The sequence below is a fragment of the Amycolatopsis sp. NPDC098790 genome (assembly GCF_044759945.1).
GTDB lineage: Bacteria > Actinomycetota > Actinomycetes > Mycobacteriales > Pseudonocardiaceae > Amycolatopsis.
Genome location: NZ_JBIWAI010000001.1, coordinates 2,357,241 through 2,382,041, shown reverse-complemented (window position 1 = coordinate 2,382,041; position 24,801 = coordinate 2,357,241). Strand labels below are relative to the sequence as shown.

27 protein-coding genes and 1 tRNA gene are annotated in these 24,801 nt (G+C 71.0%); 10 read left to right on the top strand and 18 right to left on the bottom strand.

Annotation, left to right across the window (positions count from 1 at the left end):
* Position 1: 1 nt before the first annotated feature.
* On the bottom strand, positions 2 to 1,258 hold the full coding sequence (locus ACIQWX_RS11995) for an ABC transporter substrate-binding protein (RefSeq protein WP_400868536.1): 1,257 nt from the start codon (positions 1,256 to 1,258) through the stop codon (positions 2 to 4).
* A gap of 9 nt (positions 1,259 to 1,267) precedes the next feature.
* On the bottom strand, positions 1,268 to 1,846 hold the full coding sequence (locus tag ACIQWX_RS11990; protein ID WP_400868534.1) for a response regulator transcription factor: 579 nt from the start codon (positions 1,844 to 1,846) through the stop codon (positions 1,268 to 1,270).
* A gap of 149 nt (positions 1,847 to 1,995) precedes the next feature.
* Here ACIQWX_RS11990 and ACIQWX_RS11985 point away from each other — a divergent pair, with 149 nt between their 5' ends.
* The 3 genes from ACIQWX_RS11985 to ACIQWX_RS11975 are packed head-to-tail and all read left to right on the top strand — an operon-like array spanning position 1,996 to position 4,494.
* Positions 1,996 to 3,171, top strand: coding sequence for a glycoside hydrolase family 3 N-terminal domain-containing protein (locus tag ACIQWX_RS11985; protein ID WP_400868532.1), 1,176 nt, complete (start codon positions 1,996 to 1,998; stop codon positions 3,169 to 3,171).
* Positions 3,172 to 3,217: 46 nt separating this feature from the next.
* A complete protein-coding gene (locus ACIQWX_RS11980) occupies positions 3,218 to 4,087 on the top strand; it encodes an oxidoreductase (RefSeq protein ID WP_400868530.1) in 870 nt (289 codons plus the stop codon).
* Positions 4,087 to 4,494 (top strand): hypothetical protein, encoded by a 408-nt coding sequence (locus tag ACIQWX_RS11975; RefSeq protein WP_400868528.1) that lies wholly within the window; start codon positions 4,087 to 4,089, stop codon positions 4,492 to 4,494. Before ACIQWX_RS11980 ends, ACIQWX_RS11975 begins: the two co-directional genes overlap by 1 nt.
* Here the strand turns inward: ACIQWX_RS11975 and ACIQWX_RS11970 are convergent.
* On the bottom strand, positions 4,472 to 5,821 hold the full coding sequence (locus ACIQWX_RS11970) for an MFS transporter (RefSeq protein ID WP_400868526.1): 1,350 nt from the start codon (positions 5,819 to 5,821) through the stop codon (positions 4,472 to 4,474). The genes ACIQWX_RS11975 and ACIQWX_RS11970 overlap by 23 nt on opposite strands.
* A 109-nt stretch (positions 5,822 to 5,930) precedes the next feature.
* Between ACIQWX_RS11970 and ACIQWX_RS11965 the strand changes: the two genes are divergently transcribed.
* Positions 5,931 to 6,881 (top strand): Lrp/AsnC family transcriptional regulator, encoded by a 951-nt coding sequence (locus ACIQWX_RS11965; protein WP_400868524.1) that lies wholly within the window; start codon positions 5,931 to 5,933, stop codon positions 6,879 to 6,881.
* Positions 6,882 to 6,968: 87 nt separating this feature from the next.
* Here the strand turns inward: ACIQWX_RS11965 and ACIQWX_RS11960 are convergent, their stop codons facing one another.
* Positions 6,969 to 7,217: a hypothetical protein gene (locus ACIQWX_RS11960; RefSeq protein WP_400868522.1), complete on the bottom strand. Its 249-nt coding sequence runs from the start codon at positions 7,215 to 7,217 to the stop codon at positions 6,969 to 6,971.
* A 320-nt stretch (positions 7,218 to 7,537) separates the two neighbouring features.
* Here ACIQWX_RS11960 and ACIQWX_RS11955 point away from each other — a divergent pair, with 320 nt between their 5' ends.
* Positions 7,538 to 7,714: a zf-HC2 domain-containing protein gene (locus tag ACIQWX_RS11955; protein ID WP_400868520.1), complete on the top strand. Its 177-nt coding sequence runs from the start codon at positions 7,538 to 7,540 to the stop codon at positions 7,712 to 7,714.
* An 826-nt stretch (positions 7,715 to 8,540) separates the two neighbouring features.
* Entirely contained in the window at positions 8,541 to 9,566 is a 1,026-nt protein-coding gene (locus tag ACIQWX_RS11950) for a chitinase (protein ID WP_400869556.1), read from the top strand.
* On the opposite strand, the gene ACIQWX_RS11945 is transcribed toward ACIQWX_RS11950, so the two are convergent.
* From ACIQWX_RS11945 to ACIQWX_RS11925, 5 genes are all read right to left on the bottom strand, one after another.
* The gene (locus ACIQWX_RS11945) at positions 9,557 to 10,318 is read right to left on the bottom strand and encodes a thioesterase II family protein (RefSeq protein ID WP_400868519.1); all 762 of its coding nucleotides are present in this window, start codon (positions 10,316 to 10,318) and stop codon (positions 9,557 to 9,559) included. The two genes, ACIQWX_RS11950 and ACIQWX_RS11945, sit on opposite strands and share 10 nt — an antisense overlap.
* Before the next feature lie 109 nt (positions 10,319 to 10,427).
* Entirely contained in the window at positions 10,428 to 11,258 is an 831-nt protein-coding gene (locus ACIQWX_RS11940) for a carbohydrate-binding protein (protein ID WP_400868517.1), read from the bottom strand.
* Between the two features lie 79 nt (positions 11,259 to 11,337).
* The gene (locus ACIQWX_RS11935) at positions 11,338 to 12,219 is read right to left on the bottom strand and encodes an AraC family transcriptional regulator (RefSeq protein WP_400868515.1); all 882 of its coding nucleotides are present in this window, start codon (positions 12,217 to 12,219) and stop codon (positions 11,338 to 11,340) included.
* A 131-nt stretch (positions 12,220 to 12,350) separates the two neighbouring features.
* A complete protein-coding gene (locus ACIQWX_RS11930) occupies positions 12,351 to 13,523 on the bottom strand; it encodes a thioester domain-containing protein (protein ID WP_400868513.1) in 1,173 nt (390 codons plus the stop codon).
* 191 nt (positions 13,524 to 13,714) lie between these two features.
* On the bottom strand, positions 13,715 to 14,326 hold the full coding sequence (locus ACIQWX_RS11925) for a TetR family transcriptional regulator (protein ID WP_400868511.1): 612 nt from the start codon (positions 14,324 to 14,326) through the stop codon (positions 13,715 to 13,717).
* Positions 14,327 to 14,389: 63 nt separating this feature from the next.
* Between ACIQWX_RS11925 and ACIQWX_RS11920 the strand changes: the two genes are divergently transcribed.
* Positions 14,390 to 15,604 carry a cytochrome P450 gene (locus ACIQWX_RS11920; RefSeq protein ID WP_400868509.1) on the top strand — a complete coding sequence of 405 codons (1,215 nt, stop codon included), beginning with the start codon at positions 14,390 to 14,392 and terminating at the stop codon, positions 15,602 to 15,604.
* Positions 15,605 to 15,615: 11 nt separating this feature from the next.
* Here ACIQWX_RS11920 and ACIQWX_RS11915 read toward each other — a convergent pair whose 3' ends face one another.
* Positions 15,616 to 15,783 carry a hypothetical protein gene (locus tag ACIQWX_RS11915; protein ID WP_400868507.1) on the bottom strand — a complete coding sequence of 56 codons (168 nt, stop codon included), beginning with the start codon at positions 15,781 to 15,783 and terminating at the stop codon, positions 15,616 to 15,618.
* Between the two features lie 10 nt (positions 15,784 to 15,793).
* Positions 15,794 to 16,054, bottom strand: coding sequence for a hypothetical protein (locus ACIQWX_RS11910; protein ID WP_400869553.1), 261 nt, complete (start codon positions 16,052 to 16,054; stop codon positions 15,794 to 15,796).
* A 710-nt stretch (positions 16,055 to 16,764) separates the two neighbouring features.
* On the opposite strand from ACIQWX_RS11910, the gene ACIQWX_RS11905 reads away from it, so the two are divergent.
* A complete protein-coding gene (locus tag ACIQWX_RS11905) occupies positions 16,765 to 17,103 on the top strand; it encodes a MerR family transcriptional regulator (RefSeq protein ID WP_400868505.1) in 339 nt (112 codons plus the stop codon).
* A gap of 131 nt (positions 17,104 to 17,234) precedes the next feature.
* Here the strand turns inward: ACIQWX_RS11905 and ACIQWX_RS11900 are convergent.
* From ACIQWX_RS11900 to ACIQWX_RS11880, 5 genes are all read right to left on the bottom strand, one after another.
* Positions 17,235 to 17,311: transfer RNA gene (locus ACIQWX_RS11900), tRNA-Leu, on the bottom strand.
* A gap of 104 nt (positions 17,312 to 17,415) precedes the next feature.
* Complete coding sequence (locus ACIQWX_RS11895; RefSeq protein ID WP_400868503.1) at positions 17,416 to 18,747, bottom strand: ricin-type beta-trefoil lectin domain protein; 1,332 nt, start codon at positions 18,745 to 18,747, stop codon at positions 17,416 to 17,418.
* A 202-nt stretch (positions 18,748 to 18,949) separates the two neighbouring features.
* The gene (locus ACIQWX_RS11890) at positions 18,950 to 20,284 is read right to left on the bottom strand and encodes an NAD(P)/FAD-dependent oxidoreductase (RefSeq protein ID WP_400868501.1); all 1,335 of its coding nucleotides are present in this window, start codon (positions 20,282 to 20,284) and stop codon (positions 18,950 to 18,952) included.
* Between the two features lie 84 nt (positions 20,285 to 20,368).
* On the bottom strand, positions 20,369 to 21,052 hold the full coding sequence (locus ACIQWX_RS11885; protein WP_400868499.1) for a uracil-DNA glycosylase: 684 nt from the start codon (positions 21,050 to 21,052) through the stop codon (positions 20,369 to 20,371).
* Entirely contained in the window at positions 21,049 to 21,708 is a 660-nt protein-coding gene (locus ACIQWX_RS11880; RefSeq protein ID WP_400868497.1) for an endonuclease V, read from the bottom strand. The genes ACIQWX_RS11885 and ACIQWX_RS11880 overlap by 4 nt, the downstream gene beginning before the upstream one ends.
* A 31-nt stretch (positions 21,709 to 21,739) precedes the next feature.
* Between ACIQWX_RS11880 and ACIQWX_RS11875 the strand changes: the two genes are divergently transcribed.
* A complete protein-coding gene (locus ACIQWX_RS11875; protein WP_400868495.1) occupies positions 21,740 to 23,236 on the top strand; it encodes a S10 family peptidase in 1,497 nt (498 codons plus the stop codon).
* A 2-nt stretch (positions 23,237 to 23,238) separates the two neighbouring features.
* Here the strand turns inward: ACIQWX_RS11875 and ACIQWX_RS11870 are convergent, their stop codons facing one another.
* On the bottom strand, positions 23,239 to 23,517 hold the full coding sequence (locus ACIQWX_RS11870; RefSeq protein WP_400868493.1) for a hypothetical protein: 279 nt from the start codon (positions 23,515 to 23,517) through the stop codon (positions 23,239 to 23,241).
* On the opposite strand from ACIQWX_RS11870, the gene ACIQWX_RS11865 reads away from it, so the two are divergent.
* Positions 23,505 to 23,657, top strand: coding sequence for a hypothetical protein (locus ACIQWX_RS11865; protein WP_400868491.1), 153 nt, complete (start codon positions 23,505 to 23,507; stop codon positions 23,655 to 23,657). The genes ACIQWX_RS11870 and ACIQWX_RS11865 overlap by 13 nt on opposite strands.
* A 349-nt stretch (positions 23,658 to 24,006) precedes the next feature.
* Here the strand turns inward: ACIQWX_RS11865 and ACIQWX_RS11860 are convergent, their stop codons facing one another.
* A complete protein-coding gene (locus ACIQWX_RS11860) occupies positions 24,007 to 24,792 on the bottom strand; it encodes a hypothetical protein (RefSeq protein ID WP_400868489.1) in 786 nt (261 codons plus the stop codon).
* Between the last annotated feature and the right edge of the window lie 9 nt (positions 24,793 to 24,801).

Here is a 24,801-nt window from a genome sequence, read left to right as displayed (position 1 = left end):
GCTACTTCAAAGCGGCTTGGGCCTGCTGCACGGCTTCCGCCCAGGCCTGGTCGACACCGTCGGTCTTGTCTTCGATCCGCCCGAGCGCGCGGCCGAACTCGGGCCGGACGTCGGCGTCACGCAGGCCGCGGTAGTTGGGCCGCAGCTGATCGGCGGACGCGGCGAAGATCCGGCCGATCGGCGCGTCCCCGAAGTACGGGTCGGTGTGCGCGACGACCTGCGGGTCCGTGTACACCGACGGCTCGCTGGGCAGGATCCCGTCGGAGAGGAAGAGCTTCTTCTGCTGCTCCGGCGCGGTCAGCCACTTCGCGAGCTCGTACGCCTCCTTCGGGTGCGCGCTCTGCTTCGGCACGGTGAGGAACGAGCCGCCCTGGTTGCCGCTCTTGCCCGGCACGGTCGTGACGTCCCACTTGCCCTTGCCCGCGTCGCCGCCGGCTTCCTTGATCTGGCTGAGCATCCACGCCGGGCAGGCGACGGTCGCGAAGGAACCCTGCTTGATCGCGACGTTCCAGGCCTGCGTGAACGTCGTCGCGGCCGCTGTCTCCCCCTTCGCGGCGATGCCGCCGGAGAGGTAGAAAGCGTTGCGCACACTGGGGTTGCGGTCGCCGATGAACGAGTCGTCCTTCGCCGAGAAGTAGTTCTCCGGCGACTGGTTGAGCATCGCCGTGTAGACGGTCCCGGCGGAGTCGGCGAACTTCACGCCCGGCGTCTTCTCGGTGAAGCGCTGGGCGGTGGCCGCGTAGGCGTCCCAGTCCGGCATCAGCTTCGCGACCTCGTCGCGGTCGGTGGGCAGGCCCGCGGCCTGGAAGAGGTCCCGCCGGTAGCAGAGGGCGAGGCTGCCCATGTCGGTACCGAGGCCGAGGACGAACGAACCGTCGGTGCCCTGCGCCCACTTCCAGGGCGCCCACTGCTTTTCGAGCTCCCCCGCGCCGAAGGAGGCGAGGTCGGTGAACTTGTCCTTCGCCTTGCGGTACTGCGGGATGTACTGCTCTTCGATCGCGACGACGTCGGCCGCGCCACGGCCGGTCGCGAGCTGCGTCGCGAGGCCCTTGTGGTGGGTGTCGAAGTCGGTGACGCGGTTCTGCACCGTGATGTCCGGGTGCAGCTTCTGGTACTCGGCGATCAGGGGTGCGTAGCCGAATTCGCCGAAGGTGGCGATGGTGAGCTTCGTCGGGCCGCCGGCGTCACTCGGGCTGCACGCGGCGAGCGGGATCAACGCGGCGACCGCGACGGCGGTCCGGCGGGCGATCGTGCGCAACGGCCTTCCTCAGATCACACCGGCCCGCACGGCGTAGGCGACCGCGTGCGGCCGGTTGCGCAGGTTGAGCCGGTTGGTCATGGCGTAGATGACGTTCTTCACGGTCCGCTCGGAGTAGCAGAGCTTGCCCGCGATCTCCGCAGTGTCCCAGCCTTCGGCCATCAGGCGAAGCACATCCACCTCGCGCGGCGTCAGCGCCGCCCCGGAACCTTCGTTGGCCAGCGCCTCGACCTGGTCGCGCAACGGCGTCGTGCGGCCCCGCGCGGCGGCGAGCACGCTCGTGGTGAGCCGGTCGAGCGCGGTCCGCGGCAGCACGGCGGAGACGTGGCAGTCGGCCAGCAGGCTCAGGTGCCCGGGGTCGACGTGCCCGGCGACCAGCACGATCGCGGCGGGCGACTCGGCGGACGCGGCCCGCAGCGCGGCGATCACCTCGCGGTCGACCTGCCCGACGGCGAACACCAGCACGGCCGCCTCGCCACGCCGGGAGCGCGGCACGACCAGCAGCTCCGGCCGGGACTTCAGGTGGTTGATCAGCCCCGTGAGCGCGATCGGATCCGACGCCCACGCCGCCACCCGCACCTGGTCCATCGAACCCCTCCCCGCTGTCCGTGTCCTTGCGGCGCCAGTCTGCTGAGGCCGCCTTCACGAATTCTCTAACCTTCCTCACCCCCTTCTTCACATCGTGAAGCCGGGGCGTCGACTACGGTCGTGGGGCACGCAGACGTCTGAAGGGACCGATGAACCGCCGAAGTCTGGCCGCCGTGGGGGTGGCGTTGTCCTTGAGTTCCCTGGTCACCGGGTGCGGATCGGAGACCGTCGCCGGGTTGGCGATCCCGCGGTCGCCGGTTCCGCCACCGCCGTCTTCTTCACCGCCTTCACCGTCTTCACGGACCGCTCCGACGTCGAGCCTGGCCCGGCCCGGTGACTGCGCGTCGCTGGTGAACGGCCTCGACTTACGTCGTAAGGTGGCGCAGCTGGTCGTCGTGGGGGTGACCGGCGACAACCCGGGCGCCACGGTGTCGCTGGTGCGCGACAACCAGGTCGGCGGAATCTTCATCGGCGGTAACGCAACAGCGTTGTTGAAAGATCGTTCGCTGGACGCCGTCCAGGCCGCGGCGCAGCTGCCGGTGGCGGTGTCGGTCGACGAAGAAGGCGGCCGCGTCCAGCGCATCGACGACCTCGACGGCGACATCCCGTCGGCGCGCGTGATGGCCGCGACGAAGTCGCCCGCCGAGGTCCGCGCGCTGGCCGCCGACCGCGGCCGCCAGCTGCGCGCCCGCGGCGTGACGGTCGACTTCGCGCCGGACACCGACGTCACCGACGCCCCGGACGACGACGTCATCGGCGACCGCTCCTTCAGCCCCGACCCGAACCGCGTGAAGACGTACGCCGCCGCGTTCGCGGCGGGCCTGCGCGACGGCGGGGTCCAGCCGGTGCTCAAGCACTTCCCCGGCCACGGCCACGGCTCGGGCGACTCGCACAAGGGCACGGTCGTGACCCCGCCGCTCGCGCAGCTGCGGACGCTGGACCTGGTGCCGTACCGCGGGATCGCGGACTACGGCCCGGTTTCGGTGATGGTCGGCCACCTCGACGTACCCGACCTGACCGGCGGTGTCCCGGCCTCGATCTCGCCCGCGGCCTACAAGCTGCTGCGCACCGAGTTCGGCTTCACCGGTCTCGTCCTGACCGACGACCTCGGCGCGATGAAGGCGATCACCGCGCAGTACTCGCTGCCGGACGCCGTGCTGAAGGCGCTGCAGGCCGGCGCGGACGAGGCGCTGTGGTCGTCCGGCGGCCGGGTGAACGAGGTGCTGGACCGGCTGGTCAAGGCCGTCCAGTCCGGAGAACTGCCCGCGGCGCGTGTTCAGGAGTCGGTGACGCGCGTGTTGCGCAGCAAGGGCGCGTGCGGTTGATCGTCCCTAGACTCCTCGGCGCAACGCCACCAACCTGAGGAGCGGAATGGCAAACCTGGGCGGCACCTTCAGCCTCGGCGGGGAGGTCCCCGTGACCCGGATGGGGTACGGGGCCATGCAGCTGGCGGGCCCCGGTGTCTGGGGACCGCCGCGTGACCACGACACCGCGGTCGCCGTGCTGCGCGAAGCCGTCGAAAGCGGCGTCACCCACATCGACACCAGCGACTACTACGGGCCGCACACCGTGAACGCGGTGATCAGGGAGGCCCTCCACCCGTACCCCGAGCCGTTGACGATCGTGACGAAGGTCGGCGCGCGGCGGACGCCCGACAAGGCGTGGCCGCCCGCGTTGTCGGCCGACGAGCTGACCCAGGCCGTGCACGACAACCTCCGCAACCTCGGCGTCGACGCCATCGACGTGGTGAACCTGCGCCTGGGCAACGCCGCCGGCGACTACCCGGTGCGGATGTCGCTCGCCGAGCCGTTCGGCGTGCTCGCCGAGCTGCGGCAGCAGGGCCTGATCAAGCACCTCGGCGTCAGCCACGTCACCGCGGAGCAGCTCGACGAGGCGAAGGCGATCGCGCCCGTCGTCTGCGTGCAGAACCAGTACAACCTGGCGCACCGCGAGAACGACGACCTCGTCGACAAGTGCGCCGCCGAGGGCATCGCCTTCGTGCCGTACTTCCCGCTCGGCGGCTTCAGCCCGTTGCAGTCGGGGATCCTCGACGACTGCGCCGCTCGCCTGGACGTGACGCCGATGCAGGTCGCGCTGGCCTGGCTGCTGCAGCGGTCGCCGTCGATGCTGCTCATCCCGGGGACGTCGTCGCTCGAGCACCTGCGCGAGAACCTCGCCGCGGCTTCGCTCGAACTGCCGGCGGACGTCCTGGCCGACCTCGACCGGATCGGGGCCGCCTGATGGCCGAGTGGGGCGATCTGGTCGCGTACATCAGGCAGGAGTACCGGGTGGTGCGCGACGATCCGGACGAGATCCGCATCCGGCTGATCTTCGGCGACGAGCCCGACACCGAGCAGCGCGCGCAAATCATGGTGATCGCGCGGGAGATCCTCGACCAGCAGGAGGACTGGGTCCAGATCGCGACGCCGTTCGCCCGCCACGACGAGGTCGACCTCCTCGACGTGCTCACCGAGGTCGGGAACTCGACGGTCGTGGGCGGGCTCGCGGTGATGGGCGACCACCTCGTGCTGCGCCACTCGCTGCCGCTGATCCACCTGGACATCAACGAGTTCATCGACCCCTTGGAGCTGGTGGCCGGCGCGGCCGAGCTGCTGGAGCAGCAGTTCACCGGGCGCGACGACTACTGAGGGGGACAACGGCGATGGCAGCGGCCACGGTCAGTCCGGCGGCGACGCCGAACGCCGTGGCCGCTCTATCACCGATCAGGTCTCTATCGCCGATCAGGTAGAGGCCGCCGAGAAGGGCGACGCCGAGTGTTCCGCCCAGCTGCTGCACGGCGTTGAGCAGGCCCGCGGCCGAGCCCGTCTCGTGCGGCCGGACGCGGTCCAGTGCCGCGGTGAAGAACGGGACCGTGAACGTCCCCATGCCGAGCCCGCACACCGCGAGTGCGCCACCCATCCCTATCGGCGATAGAGCCGCAGTCCCGATCAGCGATAGAGCGAGCGTCCCTATCAGTGCTAGAGCCAGTCCGGCGAACATCACGCGCGCGCCGAACTTCGGCACCAGCCGGCTGCCGGCGAACCATGACGCCACCGCGAGCCCGGCCGAGAGCGGCAAGAGCGTCAGGCCGGCGGTGCGGACGTCGGCACCCTCGCCGAGCTGCAGCTGCATCGGGACGACCTGCATCAGCCCGGTCATCATCGCGAAGAACAGCAGCGACCCGGCGAGCGCCGACGGGAACCCGCGGTTGGCGAACAGGCTCGGCTCGACCAGCGGCGCGGACGTGCGGCGCTGCTGGAGCGCGAACACCGCGAGCACCGCGGCGCCGGCGGCCAGCAGCCACCAGCTGGTCCCGGCCGGGCTGATCAGCGGGTAGACGACGAGTCCGATCCCGGTGACGACCAGCAGCGTGCCGGCGAGGTCGAGCTTCGGGCGCGTCACGGCCTTGTCCTCGCGCAGGAACCGCGCGGCGAACAGGACCGCGAGCCCGAGCGGGACGTTCACCAGGAACACCGCGCGCCACGACAGCGCGTGCGTCAGGAGCCCGCCGAGCAGTGGTCCGGTGACCGCGGACAGGCCCATCACCGGCCCGATGGTGCCGAGGGCCTTCGCACGCTCGTCGCCGTCGAACAGCGCGCGGATGAGGCCGATGGTCTGCGGGATGACGAGCGCCGCGGCCGCGCCCTGCACCGCTCTAGCAGTGATAAGGAGGCCGGCGGCGGGCGCGGCCGCGCAGACCAGCGACGCGAGCACGAAGCCCGCCACGCCGAGCTTGAACACCCGGGCGCGGCCGAACACGTCCCCGAGCCGGCCGCCGGTGATCAGCAGGACCGCGAACGGCAGCGTGTACGCCGCGGAGAACCACGGGATGTCGGCGGCCGGGCCGGGCAGCTCGGCGTGGATGACCGGGCCGGCGACCTGGACGATCGTCGCGTCGAGCAGGTTCATGGCTTCGGCCGTGAGCAGCACGGCGAGCGCGGCCCAGCGGTACCGGTAGCGGGTCGTGGTCGGCAAGAGGTGCCCCTTTCGTTCGCCACCGACCTTGGCTTCTTCGTTGTCAGCGCTTCCACTTTCCGTGGCTAGCTTGCTGATTTGTTCCACGCGGTGCGCTTTGATGAGGGATATGACCACGGCACTGGACGACGTCGACCGCGCGCTGATCCACGCGTTGCACCTCGACGGGCGGGCGCCGTTCACCAAAATCGGCGAAGTGCTCGGCGTCTCGACGCAGACGGTGGCGCGCCGCTATCGCCGGCTCCGCGCAGAAGCATCGCTTCGCGTTGTCGGACTGCCAGACCCGCAACGCGCCGGGCAGGCCGAGTGGATGGTCCGGCTGACCGCGACGCCGAACACCGCGCGGGACGTCGCGCTCGCGCTGGCGCGGCGGGCCGACACGGCGTGGGTCAAGCTCGTCTCGGGCGGCACGGAGATCTGCGTGAACGTGCACACGCCGGCCGCGAGCGACCATTCGCTGCTGCTGCGGGACGTCCCGCGCTCCGCGAGCATCACGGCGGTGTCGGCGCACCAGTTGCTGCACCGCTACTTCGGCGGCCCGACGGCGTGGCTCGGCCGCGCGAACGCCCTCGACGACGCGCAGATCGCCGCGCTGACCCCGGTCGTCTCGGGCGGGGGCAAGCCGCTGACCGGCGACGACGACGCGCTGGTGGCGGCCCTGCAGCGCGACGGCCGGGCGAGCCTGGCCGAGCTGGCGACGGCCACCGGCTGGTCCGCGGCGACCGTCGCGCGCCGGCTGGCCGACCTCCAAGCGGGCGGCACGGTGTTCTTCGACCTGGAGGTCGACACCGCCGCGCTGGGCGCGACGACCCACGCGCTGCTGTGGATGTCGGTCGCGCCCGCGCACCTCGACGCCGTCGCCCGGCAGCTGGCCACGCACCCGGAACTGGCACTCGTCGCGGCGACGACCGGGCCGGCCAACCTGGTCGCGCACGCGCTCTGCCCGGACGCGGCCGGACTGCACCACTACCTGACGCGCCGGCTGGGGGCGCTCGACGCGGTCCACACCCTGGAGACGGCGCCGGTCCTGCGCACCATCAAGGCCGCCGCGTCCCGCTGACGCAACTTTCCCTATGAAAGCTCGGGCTGCGGAGCTTTCACGTGAAAGCTCCGCACCCTAGTGGTCGCTTTCACGTGAAAACTACGGTCAGCGCGCCCGCGGGATGCGGACGTGCGAGGCGGGTGCCAGCTCCAGGATCCGCTGCAGCCGGGCCCGCCCCAGCCGGTGGAGCATCTCCCCGAGCTCCTCCGACGCGATACTGCTCTCGAGGTCGAGCCGCGTCAGTTTGACGACGCGGTCGATCTCCCCGGCGGGAAGCCGCCCAGCGAACTCCCCGGCCAGCCACACCCCGACCTCGTTGACGACGTCGTCCGCCCGGTGGCTCCGTACGGTCATCGCTCTCGCTCTCCTCGTTTCGGATCGCCTTCGCCCTGGTCGAGGCCGGAAAATCCCGCCCCGACGCAGAACCGACGAGCCCGCCGCGGGGCCATGACGCGGTTTCGCGGAAATTCGTGGCAGAAAAGCTTTCCGTGTCCGGACCGGTGAGTATCGTGACCGCCCGCTTTCACTCACATGGGCTGTTCGCCGCCGCAAGTTGTCGGCCGATCGGGTGGAAAACGGCGGAAGGCCGCCGGTGCCGCGTACGGGCCAGGACTCTGGAGACGTCCGGTAGTGCGGGCGTTCCCTTGCGGAGCGCGGAAACGGAGACGCGATCCATGGCCCGGTACGACCGGACCGACCTCGGGGCGTACAGCCTGGGGTTGCTCGAGGCCGCCGACGCGGCCCGGGTCGAGCGGCACCTCGCCGCGTGCCAGGACTGCCGCCAGGAGGTCCGGGAGTTCGAAGCCGTCCGTTCGATGCTCGACCACCTCGGCCGCGCGAAGTCCACATAGGACTCGATCATGGACGGCGTTCGGTGATAGCGCGGCCGACACCGGACGCCGAGCGAACCCGCCGAAGCAGCGGCGTTCGGCGATGACCCAGCCGGCGCAGTCCAGCCGAGCGAGCCCGCCGGGGCGGCGGCCGTTCGGCGATGCCAGCTGGTGCCGAATCGCCGCGCGAACCCCTGGGGCGGTAGCCGTTCGGCGATGCCAGCGGATGCCAGATCGCCGAGCGAACCCCTAGGGCGGCGGCCGTTCGGCGATGCCAGCTGGAGCCGGATCGCCGAGCGAACCCCTGGGGCGATAGCCGTTCGGCGACAACCAGGCTGGCGCTGGCCAGCCAAGCGAACCCGCCGAAGCAACCGCCCTACGACGACAGCTCAGCCAGCCAAGCGAACCCGCCGAAGCAACCTCCGTCCGGCGATAGCCCGGTCGGCCGAACGATCCCCGCCGGGCGGCGGCCCGTCCCCCGCAACTCGGCCGAACCCCGGCCGGCGCGGTACCTGCGGCCGCCCAAAACACCCACCACGGCGCCGTCCCCACCGGCTGAGCGCACCCGCCGACGCGGCCCCAACCCGGCGTTCAGAAACCCCTCCACAACCGGTTCAACTCCGGAGTCGTTCGCGCACACCCGTTGCCCGACCCGCCAGAATCCTTGACTGGACTAGACCAATCTGTTCTAGTGACCGGTGTCACCCTCGTCTCGGCCGGATGAGCACACCCCCCTCCGACACCGGGCGCCCCCGCGTCCGGACTCCGTCGTGGCCGAAGGAGTGAGCCAGTCTTGAGAAGACGTCTTGCCGCGATCCTCTCCGCTTTCGCCGCCGTCGCCGGGCTCGTGTTCGGCGTGCCCGCCGCCACCGGCCAGGCCCCGCAAGCCGCGGCCGCCGCCTGCAGCGCGCCCAACTGGGTCGCCGGGCAGTGGTACGACGTGGGCGCGGTCGTCAAGTACACCAACGGCGGCTACTACCGCGCCAAGAACGCCAACCCGGGCTACGACCCGATCATCAGCACCTGGTACTGGGAGCCCTACAGCTGCGACGGCGGCGGTGGAACCACCTGCAGCTACCCGAACTGGGTGGCCGGCCAGTGGTACGACGTCGGCGCGGTCGTCAAGTACACCAACGGCGGCTACTACCGCGCCAAGAACGCCAACCCGGGCTACGACCCCGTCATCAGCACCTGGTACTGGGAGCCCTTCACCTGCGGCGGCGGCACGGACCCCGGCAACCCGGGCAACCCCGGCGCGTTCGTCGTCAGCGAAGCGCAGTTCAACCAGATCTTCCCCGGCCGCAACTCCTTCTACACCTACAGCGGCCTGACCGCGGCCCTGTCGGCCTACCCCGGCTTCGCGAACACCGGAAGCGACACGGTCAAGAAGCAGGAAGCCGCCGCGTTCCTCGCGAACGTCAACCACGAGACCGGCGGGCTCGTCTACATCGTCGAGCAGAACACGGCCAACTACCCGCACTACTGCGACTACGGCCAGCCCTACGGCTGCCCCGCCGGCCAGGCCGCCTACTACGGCCGCGGCCCGATCCAGCTGAGCTGGAACTTCAACTACAAGGCCGCCGGCGACGCCCTCGGCATCGACCTGCTCGGCAACCCCTGGCAGGTCGAGCAGAACGCGGCCGTCGCGTGGAAGACCGGTCTCTGGTACTGGAACACCCAGAGCGGCCCCGGCACGATGACCCCGCACAACGCCATGGTCAACGGCCGCGGCTTCGGCGAGACCATCCGCAGCATCAACGGCTCGATCGAGTGCAACGGCGGCAACCCCGCCCAGGTGCAGAGCCGCGTCGACAAGTACCGCCAGATCACGTCGATCCTCGGCGTCGACCCCGGCGCCAACCTCTACTGCTGACCTGACGCGAGCGGCTCACCCGTCCAGCGGGTGAGCCGCTCGTGCAGCAGAGCGGCCACCGCCGCGCGGTGGTCGTCGACGTAGAAGTGCCCGCCCGGGAACGACTTCAGCTCGAATCCGCCGGTCGTGTGCACCGCCCACTGCCGGGCTTCGGCCTCCGTCACCTTGGGGTCGCGGTCGCCGACGAGCGCGACGACCGGGCAGCTCACGTCGGGGCCGGGCCGGTAGCGGTAGGTCTCCGCGGCCCGGTAGTCGTTGCGCAGCACCGGCAGCACCAGGCGGACCAGCTCGGGGTGCTCCAGCACGCGCGTGTCGGTGCCGCCCAGCCGCCGGACTTCGGCGAGCAGCGCGTCGTCTCCCCCCTCGTGGACCCGCGCCGCCCGGGGTGCCGACGGGGCCCGGCGCGCGGACACGACCAAGCCGCGCACCCGGGGTCCGAGCCGGCGTGCGACCTCGAACGCCAGGCTCGCGCCCATGCTGTGCCCGAAGAACACCACCGGCCCGGCGACCTCGGCGGCGAGCACGCCGGCCAGCCGGTCGACGAGCACGAGCAGGTCGTCCACCAGGGGTTCGGCGTGGCGGTCCTGCCGGCCCGGGTACTGCACGGCCAGCACGTCGGCCGCGGGGGCCAGCGCCGCCGAAACCGCGTGGAAGCTGCTCGCCGACCCGCCGGCGTGCGGGAACAGCACGAGCCGCGGCGCGCCGGGCGCCGCCGGGTGGAAGCGCCGCAGCCACGGTTGCGAATCCGTCATGCCGCGAATGTCGCAGGCCGGTCGGGGCCGGCGCGACGCCGATCGTGCGGAAAGCCGGGCGGGCCCGGGGTGCAGACCGGGCCCGCCCGTTCCCTCCCTCCTCAGCGGGTCACCCGGCCCGCCACAGCGCGGGGACGGCCGGGGGTTCCCAGCCCGGCTGGGCGGTGTGCCCCTGCAGGCACACGTAACCCTGGCCGCCGTAGGTGACGCGGGCGCCGGCGGCGTAGCTGGTGCCCGCCGCCCAGGTGGTGCCCCCGGGCGGGGTGGAGGTCGGCGGGTTCGACGTCGGCGGGTTCGACGTCGACGTCGGCGTCTGCGGGACGTTCAGCACGAAGTCGAAGGCGCCTTCCTTCGCGGAGCCGTTGTCCCGCACGGTCATCAGCAGCCGCGCGTCGAAGATCGTGTCGGTGTTGTTGCGCGGCTCGTTCGGGAAGTAGAGCTGCGTGGTCAGGATCGGCCGGCCCGGCGCCTGGACCTTGACGTGGATGTGCCGGGTGCGGCCGGGGTAGAGGCCGGGCACGATCGTCGAGAGCCGGAACGCGCCCTGGGCGTCGGTGTACTGGTGACCGCGGAAGGTGTAGCCGGTGTTGTCGTACGCGCCGTTGACGTCGGCCTGCCAGAAGTCCAGCAGCGCGCGATTGATCGGCAGGCAGGCGCGTCCGAAGACGTAACCTGACACTGTAAGGCGAGTGCCCGGGGTGCCCGGCGTGACCAGGTCGGTCCGTTCCGGCGAGTTCGGCTTGAAGTAGGGGCCTTCGGTCTGCTCGACGGTCGGCTCGTCGCCGTCGTGGCACGCCGGGGTCAGTTCCGGGACCTGGCCGCCGGCGACGGTGGTGCGGGCGAGCGCGGGGCCGCCGATCAGCGCGACCGGCGCGGCGACGCCCGCCGCCAGCGCGGCGCGCAGCACCGTCTTGCGGCTGAGCTTGCTGTCTTCGTCCATGCCTGCTCCTCGTGGGGGCGTCGGGGGATCCCCTCGAACGTAGGCAGCGCACCGGGTACGCGACGATGGACTGGACCGGTCAGTCGTGGTGATTTCCCGCGTCACGGCGGAAGTCGCCGGGGCTGAGCCCGGTCTCGCGGCGGAAGAACCGGCAGAAGTACGCCGGGTCGGCGAACCCGACACGGCTCGCGACCTGCCGCACGGTGAGGTCCGTGCGGAGCAGGAACCGCTGCGCCTCCCGGGTCCGCGCCTCGCGCAGGAGCTGCGCGGCGGTCCGTCCGGTCGCCGCCTTCACGGCCTCGGTGAGGTGCCCGGGCGTGACGCCGATGCGTTCGGCGTGCGCGGCCACCGACCACAGCCCGAGGTCGGGCCGGCCGGCGAGCCGGGTGAACTCCGCGGCCACCGCGCCGGCGGGTTTCGGCGCGGACGTCCCCGCGAACCGCCCGGCGCGCGCGACCAGGACGTGCAGCAGCGCCCGCAGCACCGACTCCTCACCGTGGCGGTGTTCCTCCACCAGATCGGCGATCAGGCGCGTGACGACGGCGTCGGCGTGCTCGTCCAGCCGCGGCCACGGCTGTTCGCTCAGCCGCCGCAGCAGGTCGCGGTCGGCCGGGTGGTCGAGGAGGAAGTCGTCGGTGAACACGACGACGTGACCGGTCAGGCCGCGCACGCCGGCCCACTGGTGCACCTGCCCGGGCGCGATGACGCCCAGGTGCGGCGGCCGCAGCGGCCGGCGCGCGAGGTCGACGACGTGCGCGCCGGTGCCGCCGGTGACGTGGACGAGCTCGTGGAAGGTGTGCCGGTGCGGGAACTCCGCGCGCGACAGCGGCCCGATCTCGTCGAACGTGCCGATCGCGAACGGCGGCGCGTGCGGGGCGGGCACCTCCAGCCGGTGCATCGGGAGCTCCCCCGCCCGCGGGGCCGGGCAGGGCGTGCCGGGCGGAACGGTCGTCCCACGCATGCCGAAAAGTCTAGACCAATTACCAGGCGATTCGCCCGGTTTGCCCCGATGATCGCAATCCGATGGTCGGTATCCGGACACGAAAACGGGGCCGGTCCACAGTGGACCGGCCCCGTTTCGGTGCTTGGCGCTTACGCGCGGCTGCGCCGGCGGTTCACCAGCAGCATCAGCGCGCCGCCGCCGAGCAGCAGCCCGCCGACGGTGAACGGAACCGCGGCGTCGACACCGGTGTTGGCCAGGTCGCCGCCCCCGCCGTTCGAGCCGGCCGGGGTGCTCGGCGCGGTGGTCGGGGCGCCGGCTTCGGTCCAGCTGGCGGCCGCGTTCGCGGTCACCTCGGTCTTCTCCGAGTCGGCGACGATCAGCGACTGCGCCGGCTGCTTGGCGTAGTTCTCGGCGACGAACAGGCGGCCGGTGTCCAGCTCGCCGGTGGCCTTGAGCGTGAAGCCGCCCTTGCCCGCCTTGGTGCCCGCCGGGACGTCGACGTACAGCTTGCTGCCGTCCTTGACGTCGGAGTTCTTCAGCTCCTTGCCGTCGGCGTCGGTGATCTTGACGCCCTCGGGCAGCTGGCTGGTCAGCGAGGTGATGTCCCCGCTGGTGGCGACGCTGAACGGGCCGATCTTGCCGCCGGCGGTGCCTTCGGTCTTGTCCGCGGCGATGTTCAGGGTCGGCTTCGGCTGCTCGCCGATGCCCTTGTTCAGGTCACCGGTCAGGTAGTCGTACAGCGCGAGGGTGTCGGCCGCCGACTCCGGGCGCTTCGGGTCCTTCGGGTCGTCCTCGGCCAGCGGGTGGTTGCGGTCGATGTTCCGGCCGTCGCTGAAGTGCCACACGGCCGCCTGGGTCGCGCCGATCGCCTCGAACTCGGAGATGCCGTCGTGCACCTTGACGTCCTGCTTCGCCAGCGCGGCGGCGAGGCCGTCGCGGCTGACGCCCGGGTAGCCGTGGTGCAGCACCCAGTTGATCTTGTCGCTGTTGGTCTGGAACGGGCCCGGCACCGGGTACTTGTTCCACGGGCGCTCGATCATGTCGACGTCGGTGCGCAGGCCGACGGTGATCTGCACGCAGTAGAGCTTCAGCGTGCTGCCGTTGGCCAGCTTCATGTCGAAAAGCACCGTGGTCTGATCGCCGGCGTTGTCGAACTTGATCCGGTAGCCGATGGCACCCTGGGCGTTGCCCTGCTTGTCCGAAACGACGCGGCCGTGAGCGGCACCGTCGTCGGCGAGGGCGGCCGGCGAGCTGATCATGACGGCGGCGGCCGCGGCGACAGCCGCGATCCCGCCGCGCACGAGAGTGGACCTGACCTGCATAAATCTCCTATCCGAGCCCGAACCGCGACAGAGCGGCCGCGTACCCCCGCAGACGGCCACTGATTCGGGTGAGCGATCACCCGGTCAAGCGAAACCGGAGCCTACACGGACCTCACACGCGCTACGCAGGGTGTCCCGGTTATCTCGAATGGGGTGGAGAATTGCCCAAAACGGTCGTCGGAAATGAACTTTCAGGCAACAGCGGGTCGTAACCCGGCGGCCATTCGCCCGATGACCGCCGCGTACTCCGCCTTCAGCCGCGGTTTGTCCACATCGGACGCCTCGGCCAGCGCCATCCCGGCCGTGCCGAGCATGCCGAACACCAGCCGGGTCGTGGTCTCCAGCGGCTGGTCGTCGATGTCACCGCCGTCGACCAGGGCCTTGATCAGCTGTTCCACGAGCCCGTAGGCGTACTGCTCCTCGGCCGCGTGCCAGCGCACCCAGCCGAGCGCGAGCGGCGCCTCCTGCCAGACGAGCTTGCCGTACACGGGGTCGCAGCAGCGGTCGAGGAAGACGTCGAGGGCCGCGAAGGCCGCCGCCCAGGGGTCCGCCGCTTGTGCCGCCGCGTTCGCGGACAGTTCCATCGCGCCGGTCTCGAGCTGCTCGAAAACGGCCTCGAACAACGCGGTCTTGCTGGCGAAGTGGTGGTAGATCGCGCCGCGCGTGGCCTGGATGTCGGCGGCGATGTCTTCCAGGGCCGTGCCGGCGAAGCCGTCTTCGGCGAACCGGCGGGTGGCCGCGGCCAGCAGAGCGGCCCGGGTGGCCTCGGAGTACTGCTCCCGCCGGCTCTTGACAGTCGACATGCGCAAAGCATAGGACATACACTGTGTATGTCACCGACGCGGTGTAGGTACGGGGGTCACGCCATGACGAACACCGACGAGCTGCTCTTCAACCCGTTCGCGCCCGGGTTCTTCGAGAACCCGTACGAGCAGTACCAGCTGCTGCGCGACGAAGACCCGGTGCAGGACCACCCGCTGGGGTTCTGGTTCGTCTCGCGCTACGAAGACGTCTCGGCGCTGCTGCGGGCGGGGTTGTCGGTGGACGTCGCCAACCTGGCGGAATCCCCGTTCGAGTTCTTCGCCGCCGACGAGGACGCGGGCGCGCTCAACCGGTCGATGCTCGACCGCGACCCGCCCGACCACACGCGCCTGCGGTCCCTGGTGACGAAGGTGTTCACCCGCCGCGCGATCGCGGCCCTGGAACCGAAGATCATCGGCCTGGTGGACGCGGCGCTGGACCGCATGGCCGAGAAGGGGACCTGCGACCTGGTCGAGGAGCTGGCGTTCCCGCTCCCGTTCGCGGTGATCTCCGAAATGCTGGGCATGCCCCCGACCGACCATTCCCGCATCCGCGAGCTGAGCGGCACGCTGGTCCGTTCGTTGGAGATAGTCGCGGACGAGGAGACGGCCCGAGCGATCGCGGCGGCGGACGCGGAGCTGACGGCGATCACCCGCGAAGTGATCGCCTGGAAGCGCGCCAACCCGGCCGAGGACCTGCTGACGGCGCTGATCGCGGCGGAACACGACGGCCAGGTCCTGGACGGCGACGAGCTGGTGGCCCAGGTGGTGCTGCTGTACGTGGCGGGCCACGAAACAACGGTCAACCTGATCGCGAACGGCGTCAACGCGTTGCTGCGGAACCCCGCCCAGCTGACGTTGCTGCGTTCCCGGCCGGACCTGGCGGCGAACGCGGTGGAGGAGTTCCTGCGGTTCGATTCCCCGGTCCAGCAGACGCGCCGGATCACGACGTCGCCGTACACGGTGGCGGGCCGCGAGATCCCGGCGGGGACATTCGTGTTGGCGTGCTTGGGCTCGGCGAACCGCGACGAGAGGTTCTTCGGCCCGGACGCATCGGAGTTGCGGCTGGACCGCCCGGAAGCGCGCCACCAGGTGTCGTTCGGCGCGGGGCCGCACCACTGCCTGGGCGCGGCGTTGGCGCGGTTGGAGGGCCAGGTCGCGGTGAGCCGGTTGGTGCAGCGGTTCCCTGAGCTGGGCTTCGCGGGCGAGCTGGAGTGGAACGGTCGGATCAACTTGCGCGGGCCGTCGAAGTTCCCGGTGACGGTGCACGCGACGGCGTAGCCGGGTCCTGGTCAGCCCGGCGGGTTCCGCAGCTCGTCGCGCACCCGAGCTTCGCCGACGTCCGAGCCGAGCAGCCGGCTGTGGTAACCGTCTGCCCGGCGCCATTCCCGCTCCGCCCAGCCCAATCGGCCGGCGGCGCTCGAGCCGGGCCCGTCCCGCAGGCGGTGGCCGCGAACCACGACGGAACGGTCAGGCGCCGAGGTGGCTGTAAAGCCGGCTGGCCAGGGACGCGGCGAGCTGGTTCAACGCGCCCAGCGGGTTCAGCTGCGCGAACTGCCCGAGCAGCTCCGCCGCCGCGTAGGCCTCCGCCTCCGACAGCAGGGCCACACACCGTTCCCGGCGGCCGCGCTCCAGCACCCGGCTCAGCGCTTCGGCGTATTCGCCCAGGTCTTGCACCTCGACGAGGCCGTATCGCTCACCCAGCGGATCCTGCACGCCCTCGTCGCTCATCATCGTGCGCCCCTTTCCCTCGCCGCTTCCGACGCGCCGGAGAAAATCTAAGGTGGCCGGAGTAGACATACGACGGCGGGTGTGTGTAGTGTTCTGTTCGTACCGAGAGAGACAACGTCAAGCAGGCGCGGGAGAGGACGTAACTGCCCGCGAGGTGAGACAAGGCGGTCAGGCAGCGCGGAGCCGATCAAGGAACAAGGTTCCGGCTGGTGACCGGGAGCAGTACTCCAGGACCGGGTGGTGCAGAGGTTCGGCCACGTAGTACCGGTCCGGAGCGGAAGTTGGCAGTGCAGAAGCAGGACCGGTCAGGTGGCCGGGGCCGATCGGTGAACAGGGCTCCGGGCAGTGACCAGCGGCGTCAGCGTGCTGGGACCGATCAGTGGAAGGGTTCCCGTCGGTGACGTCCGCAGCAAGTGCACTACCTGTAGTCGAAGTAGCAGTACCCAGCAAGTGGAAAACACAGGAAAGAAGGGAAGGGAACCATCATTGGATCGCCCGCAGCGGCTGTGTAGCGCCGCGCGGGTGCCGCAGTCCCATCGAGTTCGGAGGTGGTGCTCGGTCACGAATGAGCGATCCCCGCGGAACCCGGCTTTCGGCCGGACGCGGGTGCAGGACGCCGGCGGTCGCGCCGGTTGACAATGGTGTAACCCAACCTTTGAGGACCCCGGGTGCCGTGTACGGCACCCGGGGTCCTTTGACGCGGAGGTGGAATGATTCCTGATCAAGACGGACCGGCCACGCCCAGCGGGGCCGGCAAGTTCGACGACGAGCACTACCCCGGCTACACCATGGGCCGGGCCGCGGACATGCTCGGCACGACGCAAGGCTTCCTGCGCAGCCTCGACGAAGCCGGGCTGATCACGCCGCAACGCTCCGCCGGCGGGCACCGCCGCTACTCCCGGCACCAGCTGCGCCTGGCCGCCCGCGTGCGCGAGCTCGTTGACCAGGGCACCGCCATCGACGCCGCCTGCCGCATCGTCACCCTCGAAGACCAGCTCCACGAAGCCCAGCGCCTCAACCAATCCCAGCGCCTCGACACCGTCGACTGACTCCGCCAAGCCGCCTGAAAACCGACGCCGTCCGACCCGCGACCGACGACACCCGTGGTCACGGGCCGAGGCGGGCCGGCTTTTGGCCGGCTTCGCGCAAGAGGTGGTACGTGGCCTCGATGACCAGCGTGTGGTGCCCCCGACGGGACTCGAACCCGCACTGAATCGATTTTAAGTCGACTGCCTCTGCCGATTGGGCTACGGGGGCACCGCACACTCTAGGCGACCTCCGCCGACCTGAACGCGCAGGACTACGCCGCCGCGTTCGACACCGCCGTCATCAGGCCGGCCACCACCGGGTCTACTGTGGACTCAGTTCAGCGTCCAGGACTGGTTCGCAGCCCCCGTGCAGGTCCAGATCTGCAGCGGTGTTCCGTCCGCCGAACTCGGGCCTGTCGCGTCCAGGCACTTGCCCGATGCCGGGTTCAGCAGCTGGTTTCCGCTGTGCGTCCACTGCTGGGCGCCCGTTCCGTTGCAGTCGTACAGCTGCACCTTCGTCCCGTTCGCCGTGCCCGCCGCGTTCACGTCCAGGCACTTGCCCAGTGCCCTCAACGTGCCCGAAGCCGAACTCCACTGCTGGGCGTTCGTCCCGTTGCACGTGTACAGGTCCACCGTCGTGCCGTTCGCCGATGATGCTCCCGCCACGTCCACGCACTTGCCGCCGTAGCCCGTGATCGTTCCGCCGGACGAAGGCGGTGGGGTGGTCGTGCCGCCTGTGATCGCGTTGAAGATCCTCGAGTACGCGTAACCCGTCGCGCGGTCGTAGTCCTGGAGTTCCCAGAACGACAGCTCCGCCACGCCGTTCTGCGCCGCGAACGTCTCCAACTGCTGGGCGTCCGATTGGCTGAACTGGGCGCCGTCGTCGTTGCGGCCCGCGATCGGCGTCAGGCCCATCATCGCGTACGCCGCCGAGGTCGAGATGCCGTACAGGCTCGCCAGCTGCGATGCCGATGCCCGGGCCGCCGACAGGGCGTCGCCCAGGACCGGCTGGCCGTCGTAGAAGTCCATCACCATCAGGTTGACCACGCTGACCTTGACGCCCTTGTTCTTCGCGTCGCGCAGGAGGTCGAGCTCGTTGCCCGGAATACCCGTCGGGTCGACCGCCAGCGTGTAGTCGACCTGGACCGCCGGGTTCTGCTGCTGCAGCGCCGCCAGTGCCGAGTTGCGGCGCTGGTTGGACGCCGTGTCGTTCAGGACGCCGCCCTCGATGTCGAAGTCGAGGCGGGGTGTGCCGTACGTGTTCACGACGTTGGCGTACGCCGCGGTCAGGCTCGCCGTGTTCGTGCACGTCTGGGCCAGTTCACCGCCCTCCGCGCCGCCGAACGACGGGATCACGTTGCCGCCCGCCGCCTGCAGGGCGCTGATCTGCGTCTTGAACGAGCCGACGCCGGTGCCGTTCGCCTCCCAGACCGGCGTGCAGCCGGACTGCGGGGTGAGGAACGCCAGCGTGTAGAACTTCGTGCCGGTCGCGTTCATGTCGGCGGCCATCTGGCCGGCGTCGGCGTCGCTGATCTGCAGGTACGGCGCCGCGTAGTGGGCGGGGAAAGCGCCACCCGCCGCGGCGGCGGTGGACGGGGTCAGCGCAAGCGCGGCGACGACGGGCAACGCCGCCACGAGTGCTGCTTTGGTACGGGAAAAGGACATGGCAGAGCTCCAAGGGGGACCGTGGGGAGAGGAGCCGGAGCGGACTTATTCCGCGTTGTGAAGAAAGGGTTTACCCGCTCACCGGCCCAGTTGTCCAGACCATGTCGCTCACCGGCACACAGCCGGTCATTTCCCTGCAATAGCCCCGAAAACGACGAAAACCCCCAGCCACTAGGGGGCCGGGGGCTTTCGAAAAAGAACGTCAGGACTTCGAGACGCGCGCGAACTCGTCCTTCGGGTTGTTGATCTGGCCCAGCGAGATCACCTCACGCCGGAACAGCCCGCCCAGGATCCAGTCGAACAGGATGCGGATCTTGCGGTTCCACGTCGGCATCGCCTTGAGGTGGTACGCGCGGTGGAAGAGCCACGCCGGGAAGCCCTTGATCTTCAGGTTCAGCGCGTCCGCGACGCCCTTGTGCAGGCCGAGGCTGGCCACCGCGCCGAGGTTCTTGTGGTAGTAGTCCTTCGGCTTGCCGCCGCGCAGGACCTTGATGATGTTCTTCGCCAGCAGCGTCGCCTGGCGGACCGCGTGCTGCGCGTTCGGCGGGCAGGTCGCCGTCGGGTCCTCTTCCGTGCGCGAGAGGTCCGGGATCGCCGCGTTGTCGCCCGCGGTCCACACCTCCGGGTGCCCCACGACCTGCATCGCCGCGGTCGCCTCGAGGCGGCCGCGCTTGTCCAGCGGCAGGTCCGAGTTGGCCAGCACCGGGTTGGCCTTCACGCCGGCCGTCCAGATCAGCGTGTCGGTGTCGAACTCCGTGCCGTCCGAAAGCACGACGTGGCCGTTCTCGAACGACTTCGCCGCCGTCGACAGGTACACCTCGATGCCGCGCTTCTCCAGCTGCTCGACCGTGTACACACCGAGGGTCTCGCGGACCTCGGGCAGGATCCGCCCGGCGGCCTCGACGAGCACCCAGCGGACGTCGGACACCTTGATGTTCGGGTAGTAGTTCTCCACCGCGAACCGGGTCATGTCCTCGAGCTCGGCCAGCGCCTCGATGCCGGCGAACCCGCCGCCGACGACGGTGAACGTCAGCAGGCGCTTGCGCAGCTCGGGGTCGAGCGTGCTGGCCGCCTCGTCGAGCTTGGTCATGATGTGGTTGCGCAGGTAGATGGCCTCGCCGATGGTCTTGAAGGCGATGCCCTCCTCGACCAGGCCCGGGATCGGGAGGATGCGCGCGACGGCGCCGAGCGCGACGACCAGGACGTCGTAGCCCAGCTGCTCGATGTGGCCGTCGGCGGCCTCGACCGTGACGGACTTCTTGTCGTTCTCGATCTTGGTGACGCGCGCGGTCAGCACGTGGCAGCGCTTCAGCACCCGCCGCAGCGGCACGACCACGTGCCGGGGCTCGATCGCGCCGGCCGCGGCCTCCGGGAGGAACGGCGCGTAGGTCATGTGGGGCTGCGGGTCAACGACGGTCACGGAGGCCTCGTTGGCCCGGAGCATCTTCTGGAGGCCGTACGCCGTGTAGAGCCCGACGTACCCACCACCGAGGACGAGGATCCGAGTCGGTTCCGACTTCGACTTCGCAGCAGCCATGTCCTCATGGTGACACCTTCGCGGGCGCCTCGCTCGGGGACCCCATCTCGCTGTGACCAGCGTCGCTGCGGTTTCCGTAACGATTCAGTCGTCCCCCGTCACCGAGGTCGCGGCACGGAAGACGTCCGCCACCATGGCGTGGGTCACGCGGTGAGTCTGGACATTGCGCGGCGAGACGTGGTAACAGCCGAAAACACGCAGGTCGCCCAGCTCCAGAACCGCGCCGTGGGCGAACGCCGGACGCGGCTGCGGCACCGGCCAACCGGCCGCGGCGAGCACGGGCAGTAACGCCTGCCAGCCGAACGCCCCGAGCACCACGATCGAGCGCAGTGTCGGACGTAACAGCGTGAGCTCCTCGGCGAGCCACGGACGGCACGTGTCGCGCTCGGCCGGCGTCGGCTTGTTCTCCGGCGGGGCGCAGCGCACCGGCGAGACGAGCCGCGTGCCGTACAGCTCCAGGCCGTCGCCGAGCCGCTCGGACGTCGGTTGCGACGCGAGCCCGACCTCGTGCAGCACCCGGAAGAGGAAGTCGCCGGAGGGGTCGCCGGTGAACATCCGGCCGGTGCGGTTCGCGCCGTGGGCCGAGGGCGCCAGGCCGACGACGGCGAGGGAGGCGTCCGGCGGCCCGAAACCGGGCACCGGGCGGGCCCAGTACTCCTCGCCGCGGAACGCCGCTTTGGTGCCGGCGACGCCCTCGCGCCAGGTCACCAGCCGCGGGCACGCGCGGCACCCGGCTACGGCCGCGTCGAGCTGGGCCAACGTCCTCATTTCAGCGCCGCCCGGGAGAGCCGGTCGGCCTGCCGCGTCGTCTCGGGGAGGCGGTACCGCGGGGTCAGCGCCAGGGTGAGCCGGCACGCGTGGGCCAGGCCGATCCGGTGGCCGGCCGAGACGAACACCGGCTTGACGCCGTCCTGGGTCCGCAGCACCGCACCCACCTCTTCCCCGGCGTCGACCAGCGGCTCCGACGAGCCGCGCGGCTCGGCCAGAGGATCGTACGAGCCGACGAAGCGCGTCTTGCCGACGCCGAAGGCGCGCAGCCCGGTGAGCACGCCGAGGTGGCAGGCCAAGCCGAAGCGGCGCGGGTGCGCGAGGCCGTGGCCGTCGCAGACCAGGACGTCCGGCTCGCGCTCCAGGCGCTCGAGCGCGGCCAGCAGCGGCGGCAGCTCGCGGAAGGCGAACAGGCCGGGCTCGTACGGGAAGGCGGCCTTCGCGCGGTGCGTCCGCTCCTCGACGACCGTCAGCCCGGCGGTCTCCAGCGTGACGACCGCGGCGGCGATGACGTCGTCTTCGCCGTAGGCGACGTCGAGGCCGGTCACCGTCGGCGGCAGCTCGGGGCCGTCGTCGGTCAGGTCGACGCTGCCTCGCCGGCGCTCCTGCACGGCAAGCGCCTCCACGGCCGTCTTCGGCCAGTCCCCGGTGTGCACCGAGTCACCCTGCCACAACTAGGTTGGGGCCATGGCGGACACGACCCCCGAAGAGGCCCCCGAGAAGCAGGCCGCGGAGAAGACGACGGAGATCCCGGCCGAGCCGACCGACGACATCGTCACGACCCAGCACACGCTCACCGTGAAGCGCAAGAAGCTCGCGTACACGGCGAAGGCGGGCCGGATCGTGCTCCGCAAGGAGATCGTCAAGGACGGCAAGTCCGAGGGCCTCAAGGCGAAGGCGGAGGTGTTCATCACCTCCTACACCCTCGACGACGCCGACCCGGGCACGCGGCCGGTGACGTTCGCCTTCAACGGCGGCCCCGGCTCGTCGAGCATCTGGCTCCACATGGGCCTGCTGGGGCCGCGGCGGGTGCTCTCCGGCGACGTCGACGACCTCGTGCCGCCGCCGTACGGGCTGGCCGACAACCCCGAGACGCTGCTCGCGCACAGCGACCTCGTCTTCATCGACCCGGTGTCGACCGGGTACTCGCGCGCGTCCGAGGGCGGCGAGACCAAGGACTTCCACAGCTTCAAGGGCGACATCGAGTCGGTCGGCGAGGTCATCCGGCTCTGGGTGTCGCGCCACCAGCGCTGGCTGTCGCCGAAGTTCCTGGCCGGCGAGTCCTACGGCACGCTGCGCGCCGCCGGGCTGGCCGCGCACCTGCAGGAGCGGCACGGGCTCTACCTCAACGGCCTGCTGCTGATCTCGTCGGTGCTCGACCTCGGCACGCTGCGGTTCACCGAGGGCAACGACCTGCCGTACTCGCTGTACGTGCCGACGTACGCGGCCATCGCGCACTACCACGGCCTGCACGGCGAGCGCCCGCTCGACGACGTCCTCGCCGACGCGGAGGACTTCGCCTCGAAGGACCTGCCGTACGTGCTTTCGCGCGGCGCGCGGCTGTCCACTCAGGACCGCGCCGAGGCGGTCGCCACGCTGGCGTCGCTGACCGGGCTCACCGAGTCCTATGTGGACCGGGTGAACCTGCGGATCGAGCACGTGCGGTTCTTCACCGAGCTGCTGCGCGACCGCGGCCTGACGGTCGGCCGGATGGACGGCCGGTTCACGACGTGGGAGCCGGACGGCGGCCGCGAGCACATGAGCGACGACCCGTCGATCTCCCGGGTGATCGGCGCGTACGCGGCGTCGTTCAACCACTATGTGCGGGCCGAACTCGGGTACGAGAACGACCTGCCGTACGAGCTCATCCACGAGGACACGTTCAAGGCGTGGTCGTACTCGGACTTCGAGGGCCGCTCGGTGTCGGTGGCCGACTCGGTGAGCGCGGCGATGCGCGCGAACCCGCACCTGCGGGTCCACGTGGCGTTCGGCCACTACGACGGCGCGACGGCCTACTACGCGGCCGAACACGTGCTGGCCCACCTGCAGATCCCGGAGGAGCTGCGCGACAACATCGACACGGCGTACTACCCGGCGGGGCACATGATGTACGTCCACGAGCCGACGCGGCTGCAGCAGTCGAAGGACCTCGCGAAGTTCGTCAAGAAGGCTTCGAACCGCTGAGGTCAGCGGGGGTCCGAGGGCGCCCGGCCGGCCTCGGACCCCCGCGGCAGCGGGTCGCCGTAGTGGCCGGGGGGAAGCGGGCGGCGGCCCCGGACGTACGCGACCAGCTCGGCGGCGACGACCACCACCGCGTACGCCACCAGGAGCGGCGCGTACGCGCGCGGCAGCGGGGACTCGGTGACCACGTCCAGCACCGGCGGGACCGCGACCAGGGCCGGCGACGCCACGTGGACGTTCTCCGCCTGCAGCCCCCGGTAGACCGCGGCCGATGCGTCGTCCACGGCGAGCACCGGGGCGCAGGACGCTCGTCACGATCACGACGCCGCAGAGCGCGAAGACGCCGACCAGGACCAGCCGGCCGGTGGCGAACGCCGGTGCCGTCGCCACCAGGGAGAGCGCGAGCGCCGCGCCGCCGCCGTAGGCCAGTGCGCCCGCCGCGACGAACCAGCCGCCGGGGCGGGCGGCCGGGCCCGGCCACGGCTGGACGTGCCGAGCCAGCTGCCTCTGCGCGGACCGGACGGACCGCCACAGCGTCAGCTGGACGACCAGGCAGCCGAAGTACACCGCCGTGCTCGTGTACGCGCCGAAGAAGTCCATGAAGGCGACCGCGCCGAAGAACACCGGCACGCCGAACACCAGCAGCCACCCGAAGCTGCGGCCCCTCAGGTGGCGCGTGGCCAGCAGCGCGTCGATGAACGGCGTCGGTGCCGCGACGCGCTGTCCGCGGCTCGCCAGCCAGCGCAACGCCGTCGCGCGCTCGGCCGCGCGGCTCACGCCGGCACCCCGTAGCAGCCCTCCGCGGGCAACGCGGGCGTCCGGGCGCGCTGGGCGAACAGCGCGACGACGTTGGTCGCGACCGCCAGCACGACGTAACCGATGAGCCACGGCCTGCCCGGCGGGTTCTCGGCGACGAGGTCGACGACCACCGGCGCCGCGAACAACGACGGCAGGGCCAGGCGGACGTCCTCCAGCCGCGTCACGACGTCGACCGCCAGCGAACCTTCGTCCTCGGCGAGGACGGGCCGGCGGATCACCCCGGTCAGGATCACCGCGTTCACGACGGCGCCGATCGCGAGCAGGCCGAGCCAGAAGACACCCCACAACGAACCGGCGGCCGCCGGCGCGACGCCGAGGGCGGCGCCCCCGCCGAAGGTGACCACCAGCGACGTCACGTACCAGCCGCCGACCACCTCGTGCCACGGCGGCCGCGGCCGGTCCAGGCGCCGGGTCCCCAGCTGCAGCGCCGCCCGGCGGTCGCCGGCGCGCCGGTGGAGCCACATCGCCGTCAGGAAGAGCGCGGCCCCGAACGTCACGGCCCAGCCGGCCGGCAGGTCGGCTCCCTCCACCCCGGGCAGGAGCCGCAGGAGCGGGTAGCCGAAGAGGGCGACGCAGTTCACCACCGTCACGACGGCCACCGGGACGAACGCCTCCGGCACGCCCTTGCCGCCGCGCGGACTCAGCCGCGCGGTCAGCAGCGTCGCGGGCTCGGCCACGGTCACGCCGTGCCGCTTCAGCCACCTCGACGCCGCTCGCTCTTCCGCCGTCAGCACCAACATCGGGCCTCC